Raw genomic sequence first — 12,369 nt, forward strand, 5'->3', positions numbered from 1 at the left:
CGGCAAACATGCAGCAGACACACGGATGCCGCGGAGTACCCTCAGCGGGTGACCTCACCGACCCCACGCATCCGCTCTGCCATCGCTACCGGAGCCGCCGTTTTTGCCGGCGGCGTCGTGCTGGCCACGACCTTGTGGCGCCGCGACCTGGAACAGCAGAAGGCCATTCTCAACGAGACCCTGCCGGTGCACTCGGCCTGGTGGCGCGACCACGCGAAGCAGTCGGGCGAGCTGCTCTACGTCGCGATCGGCGACAGTGCCGCCCAGGGAATCGGGGCGTCGAGCCCAAGCAAGAGTTACGTCGGCGTGCTCGCCGATCATGTGCGCCTGGCGACCGGCCAGACGGTACGCGTTGTGAATCTCAGCGTCTCTGGCGCGACCGTGGCATTGGCCGTGCGCGACCAGCTTCCCCGCTTCGCCAGGCTGGAGGCCGACCTGGTCACGGTCGCGATCGGCGCCAACGATATCGCCGCGTGGAACCCGGCGGCGTTTGAAGCCGGTATCCGAACCGTTTTTGCCGCACTGCCGCCGCACGCCCTCGTCGCCGACCTGCCCTGCTTTCACCTGCCGCACAACGAGGTCAAGGTCGCCGCGGCCAACGAGATCATTCGCCGGATCGCCGACGAGCACGAGCTGACCGTGGTTCCGCTGCACGCAACGACGAAGCGGGCTGGTTATCGCAGCATTCTGACCCACGTAGCCCGGGATCTGTTCCACCCCAACGACCGCGGCTACCGCTCCTGGGCCGAGGCGTTCCTGCCGGCGATCAGCGCCGATGTCGCCCACCGGTTCTCGGCGGTCAATCAGGTGTCGGAGGACGCCGACTAGCGCCGGAACCGCGCGCAGAGTCGGCTGTCGGCGGCCCCGGCTAGGCTCGAAACATGGCAAAATCCGTCTCCTCTTTCCGCTGCTCCGAATGCGGCTGGACCACCTTGAAATGGGCGGGCCGCTGCGGCGAATGCCAGCAGTGGGGCACCGTCGTCGATGCTGGCCAGACCGCTGGCATCACCCGCAAGCTCAAGGCCATCACGCTCGTCGGCGATGGTATCGCCCGACCCATCACCCACGTTGAAACGGATGCCGCCGCTCACTGGCCGACCGGAATCAACGAGTTCGACCGGGTGCTCGGCGGCGGCATCGTGCCCGGCTCGGTGATTCTGCTCAGCGGTGAGCCCGGCGTCGGCAAGTCCACGCTGCTGCTCGAGGTCGCGTCGAAGGCGGCGGCTGCCAAGAGCCGCGTGCTCTATGTCAGCGCTGAAGAGTCGGTGAGCCAGGTGCGATTGCGGGCCGAACGCACTAACGCGCTCGAACCCGAGCTCTATATCGCGGCCGAAACTGACCTCGGCGTGATCCTCGGGCAGATCGACGCTGTGAAGCCCGACCTCATCATCATCGACTCGGTGCAGACGGTGTCGAGTGCGCTCTCCGACGGCTCGCCGGGGATGCCCAGCCAGGTGCGGGAGGTTGCATCCACTCTCATTCGCGTGGCCAAAGATCGCAACCTGCCGGTGCTGCTCGTCGGCCACGTCACCAAGGACGGCTCGATTGCGGGCCCGCGGGTGCTGGAGCACCTGGTCGACGTTGTCTGCCAGTTCGAGGGCGACCGGCAGACCTCGCTGCGGTTCATTCGCGCGCTCAAGAACCGATTCGGGCCCACCGACGAGGTCGGCTGCTTCGAGATGACCGGCGACGGCATCGCCGAGGTGCCCGACCCGAGCGGGCTGTTCCTAAGCCGGGCCACTGAACCGGTCGACGGCACCTGCGTCACCGTCGCCCTTGAAGGCCGTCGGGCAATGCCGGTCGAGGTGCAGGCGCTCGTCACCGACACCCAGGCACCGAACCCGCGCCGGGTCACGAGCGGTGTGGACGCAGCCCGTGTGGCCATGTTGCTCGCGGTGCTGCAGGAGCGCGCCGGCATGAAACTCTCCGCCAAAGATGTCTACGTGTCGACGGTCGGCGGAATCCGTCTGACCGAACCGGCCGCCGACCTCGCGATTGCGCTGGCCATCGCGTCGGCCTTCACCGGGCTGGCGGTGGCCCACAACGTGGTCGCCTTCGGTGAGATCAGCCTGGCCGGCGAAGTGCGCGGGGCACTCATGTCGAAGCAGCGCGTGAACGAGGCCGTGCGCCTCGGGTTCACCACCCAGATCGACGCCGCCTGCGGGTCGATCCACGCGGCGGTTGCTCTCGCGCTCGGAACCAGCCGCAGCCCCCGCGACGCCGAACTCGATCGGGCGTTCTAGACTCCGCCGCCACCCCGTCCCATATTCGGCCGTAGCTGAGCGCTTTCCCGAAAAAAGGATGCACGCTCGGCGCACTGACCGGCGCGCCGAGCCTGCGCCTGGACCCGGCGATTTATCGGGCACTTGCTCGATGCTGCCCGGGCGAGGACTCAGTCGGCGTCGCTCTGGCCAAGTTCGGGGCTCAGCGCCTTGAGCAGATCGGCGGGAGCTGCCTGCATCACGTTCGGCCCGGCGATGTCGAAGAACACCATCTCCAGGGTCGCGGCGTGCACGGTGAGAAATTCCCGCAGCCACTGCCCGTCGCAGACCATGACCTGCGGGTTCGGGTCGTCGGGTACCACGCGCACGTAGTTTTCGGCGGCCGAGAAGAGCAGCAGCATCCGCTTGTCGGAGCCTTCGCGGCCGAAGACCCGCACCTGCGCCGCCTCCCCGTTGACGACGAGTTGCGGCACGATCATGTAATCGTTGCGCAGCGCATAGGCGACGGCGACGACGTCTTGCGCCGCCAGTGCGGCGGCGAGCGCCTCGGAACGGGTGTTGGCAGTCGTATCGGTCACCCATTCATTCAATCAGGCGCGGCCGTACACGCCCAGCTGGCAGCGCATGCCACGAGCGAACGCGCTCCCCAGCCGAGGCCCCAGCGAGCCGACCACCTGTTCCACCCCAGCCCCAGCCAGACCCGCCTCCGTGAGGGGTCTCAAGTCGCTCTAAGACCGGCCCTGGAAGAGCAATATGCTACCCCTGACCCGCGCACTCGCCCCAGTTCAACGGGAAATAGTGTTCGGCACCACCGGGCGGGGCGTCAGATTGAGCAGCCAGCCCTAGTTCAGAATCATCACGGCCGGGTCGGCCGCTTCGATACCGTCCACGGTCACATGCAGGTAGTACGACGCCCCGCCGGCCGGAACTGCGGTGCGGGACTCGGTCTGGCAGGTGTCAACGGCCGAACGGGTGCGATCCCAGCTGATCGGGGTTGCGAGCGGCATGACCACGCCGGGCTTGAGCGTCACCTCGGCGTCGATCGGGTTGGTCTGGCAGTCGGTCGAGGTCCAGTAGACGTCTTCACCACTCATCACGGTGAACACCTGCTGCTTGTTGCCGGCGTTGATCACGCAGTCCGTGGTTCCGATGTTGGTCAGGCTCAGCGACAGCTGCGGCAGCACGTCGGCCGCATAATTCGTGGCGTCGGTGATGGCCGCAACCTGCACCGCTGACGGGTCGCAGGCCGAGCCGTCTACGGCTGTGGCTACCTCGGGAATCGCGGTGGCGGCATCCGCCGGCGTCGCCGACTCGGTCGTGGCCGCGGCGGGCGTGTTCGGGGAGTCTGCGTCGCCCTTGCTCACCCCTGGTTGCACGATGATGAGAAACAGAATGATGAGCACGGCGAGCAGACCGAGCCCCACTACGAAACGCCGGCGCCGGTACACCTTGCTGGACTGGCGGCCGACCGGTTGCTTGATCGTCGACATGCCCCAAGGTTATTGATGTTCGACGCCAGAAGGCGGTAATGGCGTGCGTGTCGGCAGCAATTGCCGCCGGAACAGGCAGGGGACCGCCCGCAACCGAAACGGTGCGAGCGGGCCCCAGCACAAACCATGGCTTAGCGGTGCCCTGGTTTCGGCGGCTTCGGTGCCTTCTTGGCGTGGTCGACCGTGACGTTGGTCCAGCCGATTACGTCACCGTCAGCGTTCTGCGCGGACACGCTGTACTTGCCGTGCTTGAGGCCGTCAGCGAGTGTGACGCTCACCGTGCCCTCTGCGCTGACGAGCAACCAGCCGCCGAGGTTGGCGGCCTTCTTCTTGTCGTAGGCCCACACCGACACGTACTCGCCGGCGTGCGAGGCACCAACCTCGACAGCGACCGTGTCACCGGCCCGATAGGAGTTCCGGTCGGTGTCGATCGCGTTCCGCAGCTTTTTGGTGAGGTCCTTCGCTGGGGCTGCGGTCGGCGCATCTCCCGGTTCGGTGCTCACGGTTACCGCAACGGCGAGGCGTACGATCGTGCCCGATTCAACCGCGGTCATCTCGAGGACACTGCTCGCGACGGCATCGACCGGCACCGTGACGGTGACGATGGCTGCGCCCGTCGAATCAACGGATGCCGTACCGACGTCGGTGCCCGACCAGCTCAGCGTGAGCTGGGTGTTTTTCGGGGCGCCGAGCGAGGTGAGGTTGAGGCTGCCGACCGTGAAGGTGATCGTGTCACCCGAGCTGACCGCGGCCGTGGGGGCGCCGGTGATCGAAGCCTGGCTGGCCTTGAACGACGGGGACAGCGGGCTGTTGGCCTGAATGTAAGAGATCCAGGCGTCGCGGTCGACGAGACCCGAGTCGCGGGTATCCGTTCCCTTCGTGAACTCTCGGAAGTTGTCGCCACCGGTGAGCAGGAAGTTGAACGAACCGATGCGGTAGGACTGCGCCGGGTCGATCTGGGCACCGTCGATCCAGATGCCCGTGATGCGGCTTCCGGCATCTCGTGACGCGTCGAAGGTGTAGTTCACGTTGTCGCTCAAGCCGAGTTGCAGGAACGGCCGGCTCGGAATCGTGCCATCGGCGTTGGTCTGCCACTGCTGCTCGAGAACGGTCTTGAACTGTGCGCCGGTCAGGCTCGTCGTCCAGAGGTTGTTCAGGAACGGCAGCACCGCGTTCGCCTCGGCGTAGGTCACCACGCCGCCAGGAGACAGCGAGAGGTCGGCACGCATTCCACCGGGGTTGACGACGCCGATCTCGGCACCGCCAATGGTGGGGTCGGCCAGCGACGCGCGCAGCGAGTTGGCCACGAGCGTCCCCAGAGTGGATGGCGCCATCCGGTTTTCGGCGCACGGCGCGACTCCACCGAGGCACGCCCGGGTGATGTCGGCGGTGACCGAACCCACGGGCACGTTGCCCTGGATCGCGGCCGCGGCCAACGCGGCGTTGGTGATGGCCTGAACCTCGGCGACGCGCGGGTACGCGGCCACGAGGTCGGCATCGGCAACGGTCGAGCGGGCCACGTTGCGGTTCTTCACCGTGGTCGTGTCGCCGGAGGCCACGTCATAGCTGAGCACAACCTGGCCGATGTTCTCGCCGTAGCTGCCCGTCTGCAGCACCGGGCGCGTGGCGCCATCGGCCGCGCCGGGAACCGGGGCGTCCCAGGCGTACTGCTTGTGCGTGTGACCGGTGAAGATCGCGTCGACCTCGGCCAAGGTGTCATTCACGATGCTCGCGAAGGCCCCGCCGGCGGCGAGTTCCTGCTCGAGCGTGGCGCCATCCGGAATTCCGGCGCCGGCACCCTCGTGATACTCGGCGATCAGGACATCCGCTTCGCCGTTGGCGGGGTCGCCGTCGGTGAGCTGCGCGGCAACGCGGTTGACTGCGGCAACAGGGTCCCCGAAGCTGAGGCTCGCGATACCGTTCGGCGAGACGAGGGAGGGGGTCTCTTCCGTCACCGCGCCGATAACGCCAACCATCACGCCGGCAACATCAATGAGGGCGTATTCCTGCATCGCGGGCGTTTCCGTGCCCGCGTTGTAGACGTTGGCTCCGAGGTAGTCGAAGTTGGCAGCATCGGCCACTCGTGCCCCGAGGTCAGCGAAGCCCTGATCGAACTCGTGGTTTCCCACGCCAGAGGCGGCCAGATCGAGGGCGTTCAGCACGTCGATCGTCGGCTGATCGTTCTGCGATGCCGATGCGAACAGCGAGGCACCGATATTGTCTCCGTCCGAGAGGAACAACGAATTCGCGTCGCCGTACTCGGCCCGCAGTTGCTCGATGGTTCCCGCGAACTTGACGGTGTTGGCGTCGATGCGTCCGTGGAAGTCATTGATGTTCAGCAGGTTGAGCTCCACCGAGGTGGGCGTGGCGAGGTTGAGTCCGAGCACGACCGGGTCATGATCGGAGGAGCGGTACGCGTCGGCAACGTAGAAGTCGGTCACGTTGTTGTTGTACCGGCTGTACTCGAGGGCCACCGATTCAACGGAGTTAATGTTCCAAATGTCGACGTCGTTGACCGTGGCATCCGCTCCTGGCGAAGCGAACACGTGGTCGAGCGAGCCGACCGTGCCACCGAAGGCATAGCTGTATTCGCCGGTCTTGGCGCCCTGGTTAATGTACCCGGCGTCGGTGATCACCCTGATCGGGTCTTCCAGGTCGTAGGCGTTGAAATCGCCCGTGAGGAACACCCGGTCGATACCGGTGCTGGCCGTGAGATCATTGGCGAAGGCCACGAGGGCCGTGGCCTGGTTCACCCGGGAAGCGTTCGAGGCACCCTGGCCGTCTTTCATGTCGGCGTCGACCCCGGTTCCGGAGCCCTTCGACTTGAAGTGGTTGACGATGGCGAGGAACGAGCTGTTTGTGTCACCGACCAGCTGGAACGCCTGGGCGAGCGGCTGGCGGGCATTGCTGAACGCGGCGGAACCGGTGAGAATTTTGGACCCACCCACGGTTTCGACGGTACCGACCTTGTAGATGAAAGCGGTGCGGATGACGTCTTCGTTGGCGGGGAGCTCGGTGGGCGAGGCCGCGAAGGCCCAGGCCGTGCTGCCGACCGCTGCGTTCAGCGCGTTCACCAGGTTGGCGAGGGCGTCGTCGCGGTCCTTGCCGAAGGCTGCCGAGTTCTCGATCTCCTCGAGCGAGACAACGTCGGCGTCGAGGGCGTTGATGGCCGCGACGATCTTCGCCTGCTGGCGTTCGAAGTTGACAATGTTTGCGGCGCCGCGGGCGTCGCATCCGCTGCGCACGGTTACCGGGTTCCCGGCCCGGTCGTTGTAGTACGAGCAGCCAACGAGGGAATCACCGACGGTGGAGAAGTAGTTCAAGACGTTGAAGCTTGCCAGACGGATGTCCCCTCCCACGTCTTCGGGAGCCTCCGTGCGGGTATTGGCGAACGTGGCCGGCTGGACCGTGGCGGCGTTTGCCGCGGTGAGCGCCGTGGTGGGCTGGAATTTCCACGCGGAGTTGCGGTAGTCGAAGATCACGGGCTTGGTGAAGGTCACGGCCGCACCGATGCGCAGCGGGTCAGCGACGGTGAGGTAAGGAACCGGGGTTCCCTGGTTGGTGTTGGAGAGGTAGTTCGTGCTCGCACCGTCATCGAGGGTCACAGCGCGTGCGGCGTTGGCCGCGATGGCCGCCGTGTACTCGGCCGAGCCGGGCAGTGCCGTCACGGTCGGGTTCACCAGCGGCGTCGTTCCGGCGGCGAGGCCGATCTCGGCGTACTGGTTAGTCGTGTAGTTGTTGGTGACGGTGTAATCACCCTGGGGCGCGATGAGCATGCCCTCGAGGGTTTCCCGCTGCGCCTCGCTGGTCGGCAGGGACACCGTGACCGGTGTCGGCAGGGCTACGTCGGTGCCCGCAAGCTGGGTGACATCGTCAACGGTGCTGAAGGTGATTTCGGTCAGGCCGAAGAACTCCACGACGGTTCCGACGACCTGCACGTGGTCGCCGATCTTCACGTCGGCGGTGGCCGAGTTGGAGTACGCGAAGACGCCGTGCGATGCGGTGTGGCTGGCGAAGTCGATATCGCCGCCGGTCCCTGCGGTCTGCAGGTAGAAGCCGTTGAAGCCGCCGGTCGGGTAGGCGGCTGTGACGACACCGGACGTCTTGACGACCGTTCCGGCCAGCGGGCTCACTGCGGCCCTGCCCTGGATCGCGTTGATCGCGGTGAGCTCGGCGGGCACCGGGGTTGGGCCAGGGTCGGGTTCTGGGTCGACCGGGCTGCCGGTCTCGCCGGCCGTGTTTGTCGGCGTTGGCGCGGCCGAGCTGAAGTCGGTGGCATTGACATCGGTGTCAATGAAGTTCGTTCGGTTCACCGAAGTGGTGACGGATGCCGCGGCTGCGGCCGTTCCCTCGTAGGTGTTCGAGCTGCCGTAACCGATCAGGTCGAGAATCTCGGGCTGCCCGGTGAGCGAGCCGATGGCGGGCGCAGACAGCGCCTCGGACTGGTTGGCGAAGAAGATCGTGCCGGAGCCGGCGGCAAAGGAGATGCCGGAGGCGGCATCCGCTTCTGGGAGCGACGCGCCATTTGTCGCGTTCGAGCCGCCCTGTACGAGGTAGTAGCCTCCGGCGGCGATGGCGCCGGTCAAAGCGAGGACCGAGGTCGGATTCGACGTCGAGCCCGACGCGCGATACTGAATCGACGTGCCGTCGAGCGAGACGTCGGCGTTGGTCGGGTTGTACAGCTCGACGAACTTGTTCAGGTAGGTCGCACCCGAGCTGCCCCCGTTCAGGTAGGCCTCGTTGATGACGACTCCGGTGCCGGCGGTGTTGGCGCTGGCCGGTATGGCAATGATCGGAGCGGCCGCGAGGCTTACCCCCAGAAGTGTGGCGAAAACCAGCCTCGAACGGCTGCGAACGGCGGATGACATGGATCTCCTCATTCATTGAACGATGGTCGTCTCATTGCACCCAGGGTCTTGCTCCCCGTGGAGTAGTTCCGGCCGGTGCAATAGTTCGCAGCCTAGTGACGGGCCGTGTCCGGGGGGTGAACTCCGCTCATTCTGCTCGTATGCGCAGCTGAAATCGGCGCCACGCAGCACAGATAGCCGCGATCGAGCCGGTCACGCAGAATTCCGCCGCTTCAGGAACGAGTCAGGCGCTTCACCATGCGGGTGTTGCCGAGCGTGTTCGGCTTCACCCGTGCCAGGTCGAGAAACTCCGCGACGCCCTCATCGGGAGACCGCACGAGCTCGGCGTAGATGGCCGGATCGACGGTTTCGGTACCCATGTCGCTGAAGCCGTTTCGGGTGAAGAAGCCCACCTCGAACGTCAGACAGAACAGTCGGCTCAAGCCGAGGTCGCGGGCATCCGCTTCGAGGCGTTGCATCATGGTGTAGCCGACGCCGTGGCCGAGCCAGTGCGCGTCGACGGCGAGGGTGCGCACCTCGCCGAGGTCTTCCCACATGACGTGCAGGGCGCCGCAGCCGATCAGCTTCCCTGAGGAGTCAACGGCCACCCGAAATTCCTGCACCGCCTCGTAGAACACGACCCGGTCCTTACCGAGCAGGATGCGCTGCTGCACGAGCGGTTCGACCAGCGCTTCGATGCCGGGAACGTCACTCGTGCGGGCGCGGCGCACCGAATACTCCAGTTCGGGTTGTTCCGGTGCGGTCTGCTGCAATACGGTCACGCCTATCGGCCCCTCTCGTGGCTAAATCAGGATCAAACCACCAGTCTAGGGATCGTGCCGCGGGATTCCGCCGCCGCCGCCGCCCGCCACCCCCGTCCTTTCTGAATTCGCCCCCACTTTTCGCCCCCACCAGAACGGATGCCCCGCCCAGCCACCCCCTCCCCGCGCATAACTCCTGCAAATTGTGGCGGCCCCGGCCGGCCACCCCCGGAAAGACGCGGGAGTTGGCTGGAGGCCACAGAAATTGCAGGAGTTATGCACGCCAGCCGGTGCTGGGGGCACGCAGAAGGCCCGGCAGACGAATCTGCCGGGCCTTCTGCCGCTGAACTAGCGCGGGGTGAAACCTAGTCGCTCGTGATCGCCAGGTCGGGGGTGGCCGGACCGGTGCCGACGGCGGCTGCGGTGTTCACTCCGACGCCGACCGAATCTGCCCGGGTCGTCGTGGTGAAGACGAGCTTGCCCTCGACGAAGTCCACGTGCACGTGGTCTCCGGCGTTGAGCTCGCCCTGAAGGATCTTCTCCGACAGGCGGTCCTCCACCTCGCGCTGGATGGCGCGGCGCAGCGGACGAGCACCGAGCGTCGGGTCGAATCCGACCTCGATCAGGTGTTCCTTGGCCGCAAGGGTGACCTCGACGGTCATGTCGCGGTCGAGCAGACGCACGCCGAGACGCTTGATGAACAGGTCGACGATCTGCAGTAGCTCGGGCTTGGTCAGCTGCGGGAACACGATGATCTCGTCCACGCGGTTGAGGAACTCGGGCTTGAAGTGCTTCTTCAGCTCGTCCTTGACCTTGCCGGCCATGCGCTCGTACCCGGTGGTGGTGTCGCCTTCCAGCTGGAAGCCGACCGGTCCACCCGAGATGTCCTTGGTGCCGAGGTTGGTAGTCATGATGATGACGGTGTTCTTGAAGTCGACGACGCGACCCTGACCATCCGTCAACCGGCCCTCTTCCAGAATCTGGAGCAGGGAGTTGAAGATGTCGGGGTGAGCCTTCTCGATCTCGTCGAACAGCACCACGGAGAACGGCTTGCGCCGCACCTTCTCGGTGAGCTGGCCGCCCTCTTCGAAGCCGACGAATCCGGGAGGCGCACCGAACAGGCGCGACACGGTGTGCTTCTCGCCGTACTCACTCATGTCGAGCGAGATCATGGCGGCCTCGTCGTCGAACAAGAACTCGGCGAGCGCCTTGGCGAGCTCGGTCTTGCCGACACCGGTGGGACCGGCGAAGACGAAGGATCCGGAGGGACGCTTCGGGTCCTTCAGGCCGGCACGGGTACGACGGATGGTCTTGGCGAGCGCCGAGATGGCCTCTTCCTGACCGATGACGCGCTGGTGCAGTGCCTTTTCCATGAAGACGAGCCGCGAGGACTCTTCCTCGGTGAGCTTGAACACCGGAATGCCGGTGGCCTGGGCCAGAACCTCGGCGATCAGGCCTTCGTCGACCACCGCGGTGGTCTTGACGTCGCCGGACTTCCACTTCTTCTCGAGGCGCAGACGCTCGCCGAGGAGGTTCTTCTCCTCGTCGCGCAGGCCGGCGGCCTTCTCGAAGTCCTGCTCCTCAATGGCGAGTTCCTTGGCGGCACGAACCACGGCGATCTTCTCGTCGAATTCGCGCAGCTCCGGCGGGCTCGACAGGATCGACAGGCGCAAGCGAGCGCCGGCCTCGTCGATCAGGTCGATGGCCTTGTCGGGCAGGAACCGGTCGGAGACGTAGCGGTCGGCGAGGTTCGCCGCGGCTACGAGGGCACCGTCGGTGATGGACACCTTGTGGTGCGCTTCGTAGCGGTCGCGCAGTCCCTTGAGGATGTTGATGGTGTGCGGCAGCGACGGTTCGTTCACCTGGATTGGCTGGAAGCGGCGCTCGAGCGCGGCATCCTTCTCGAAGTGCTTGCGGTACTCGTCGAGGGTGGTCGCACCGATGGTCTGCAGCTCACCGCGGGCGAGCAACGGCTTGAGGATCGACGCGGCGTCGATGGCACCCTCGGCGGCGCCCGCACCAACCAGGGTGTGGATCTCGTCGATGAAGACGATAATGTCGCCGCGGGTGCGGATCTCCTTGGTGACCTTTTTCAGGCGCTCTTCGAAGTCACCGCGGTAGCGGCTGCCGGCGATGAGCGAGCCGAGGTCGAGCGAGTAGAGCTGCTTGTCCTTGAGCGTCTCGGGCACATCGCCCTTGACGATCGCCTGGGCGAGCCCCTCGACGACGGCGGTCTTGCCGACGCCGGGCTCACCGATCAGCACGGGGTTGTTCTTGGTGCGACGCGAGAGGATCTGCATGACCCGCTCGATTTCTTTCTCGCGCCCGATGACCGGGTCGAGTTTGTTGTCGCGGGCCATCTGGGTGAGGTTGCGGCCGAACTGGTCGAGCACCTGGCTGCCGGCCGTGTTGGCCGCCTGCTCGTTGGCGCCGACCGCGACCTGCTCCTTGCCCTGGTAACCGGAGAGGAGCTGGATGACCTGCTGGCGCACGCGGTTGAGGTCGGCGCCGAGCTTGACGAGAACCTGGGCGGCAACGCCCTCGCCCTCGCGAATGAGGCCGAGCAGGATGTGCTCCGTGCCGATGTAGTTGTGGCCGAGCTGCAGCGCTTCGCGCAGGCTCAGCTCGAGAACCTTCTTCGCCCGCGGCGTGAAGGGAATGTGGCCGGTGGGCTGCTGCTGCCCCTGGCCAATGATGTCTTGTACCTGCTCGCGCACGGCATCCAGCGAGATGCCGAGGCTCTCTAGAGCCTTCGCGGCGACGCCTTCACCCTCGTGAATCAGCCCGAGCAGAATGTGCTCGGTGCCGATGTAGTTGTGATTGAGCATCTTGGCCTCTTCCTGGGCCAAAACTACGACGCGACGAGCTCGGTCGGTAAATCTCTCAAACATATGATCGCTCCCTTGGCGCCAGGGCAGTTGGTGCCGTTACATCGAGAATAACCAGCCTGCGCGCCTCGCGCGTGTTTGTTCGCCGCAGGCGTGACTAATGCTGCGGAGCAGCATCAGTCACGCCTTGTTTTTATATGTACAGCGTGACGGATGCTCCG

7 protein-coding genes are annotated in these 12,369 nt (G+C 65.7%); 2 read left to right on the plus strand and 5 right to left on the minus strand.

Translation table 11 applies throughout. The features are described from left to right. Window positions 1-48 precede the first annotated feature (48 nt). Together E3T31_RS01200 and radA are read left to right on the plus strand one after the other, a co-directional pair. Window positions 49-828, plus strand: coding sequence for an SGNH/GDSL hydrolase family protein (locus E3T31_RS01200; RefSeq protein WP_241977463.1), 780 nt, complete (start codon window positions 49-51; stop codon window positions 826-828). 53 nt (window positions 829-881) lie between these two features. After that, window positions 882-2,243, plus strand: coding sequence for a DNA repair protein RadA (gene radA, locus E3T31_RS01205; protein WP_134467116.1), 1,362 nt, complete (start codon window positions 882-884; stop codon window positions 2,241-2,243). Window positions 2,244-2,392: 149 nt separating this feature from the next. Here radA and E3T31_RS01210 read toward each other — a convergent pair whose 3' ends face one another. The 5 genes from E3T31_RS01210 to E3T31_RS01230 all read right to left on the minus strand — a co-directional run bounded on the left by E3T31_RS01210 (window position 2,393) and on the right by E3T31_RS01230 (window position 12,211). Next, a complete protein-coding gene (locus E3T31_RS01210) occupies window positions 2,393-2,800 on the minus strand; it encodes a dehydrogenase (RefSeq protein ID WP_241977465.1) in 408 nt (135 codons plus the stop codon). A gap of 264 nt (window positions 2,801-3,064) precedes the next feature. Continuing rightward, window positions 3,065-3,712, minus strand: coding sequence for a hypothetical protein (locus E3T31_RS01215; RefSeq protein WP_134467118.1), 648 nt, complete (start codon window positions 3,710-3,712; stop codon window positions 3,065-3,067). 131 nt (window positions 3,713-3,843) lie between these two features. Further along, window positions 3,844-8,580, minus strand: a complete 4,737-nt coding sequence (locus E3T31_RS01220) for an ExeM/NucH family extracellular endonuclease (protein WP_134467119.1) — start codon at window positions 8,578-8,580, stop codon at window positions 3,844-3,846. 212 nt (window positions 8,581-8,792) lie between these two features. Further along, on the minus strand, window positions 8,793-9,341 hold the full coding sequence (locus E3T31_RS01225; RefSeq protein WP_166788351.1) for an amino-acid N-acetyltransferase: 549 nt from the start codon (window positions 9,339-9,341) through the stop codon (window positions 8,793-8,795). A 344-nt stretch (window positions 9,342-9,685) separates the two neighbouring features. Next, window positions 9,686-12,211 (minus strand): ATP-dependent Clp protease ATP-binding subunit, encoded by a 2,526-nt coding sequence (locus tag E3T31_RS01230; RefSeq protein WP_134467120.1) that lies wholly within the window; start codon window positions 12,209-12,211, stop codon window positions 9,686-9,688. Window positions 12,212-12,369: the final 158 nt, after the last annotated feature.

Source organism: Cryobacterium sp. TMS1-13-1, from assembly GCF_004403125.1.
GTDB lineage: Bacteria > Actinomycetota > Actinomycetes > Actinomycetales > Microbacteriaceae > Cryobacterium > Cryobacterium levicorallinum.

Excerpts from the sequence above, each read along its gene's own strand:
- radA (WP_134467116.1), top strand. The coding sequence starts at position 882 with ATGGCAAAATCCGTCTCCTCTTTCCGCTGCTCCGAATGCGGCTGGACC.
- E3T31_RS01215 (WP_134467118.1), bottom strand. The coding sequence starts at position 3,712 with ATGTCGACGATCAAGCAACCGGTCGGCCGCCAGTCCAGCAAGGTGTAC.
- E3T31_RS01220 (WP_134467119.1), bottom strand. The coding sequence starts at position 8,580 with ATGTCATCCGCCGTTCGCAGCCGTTCGAGGCTGGTTTTCGCCACACTT.
- E3T31_RS01230 (WP_134467120.1), bottom strand. The coding sequence starts at position 12,211 with ATGTTTGAGAGATTTACCGACCGAGCTCGTCGCGTCGTAGTTTTGGCC.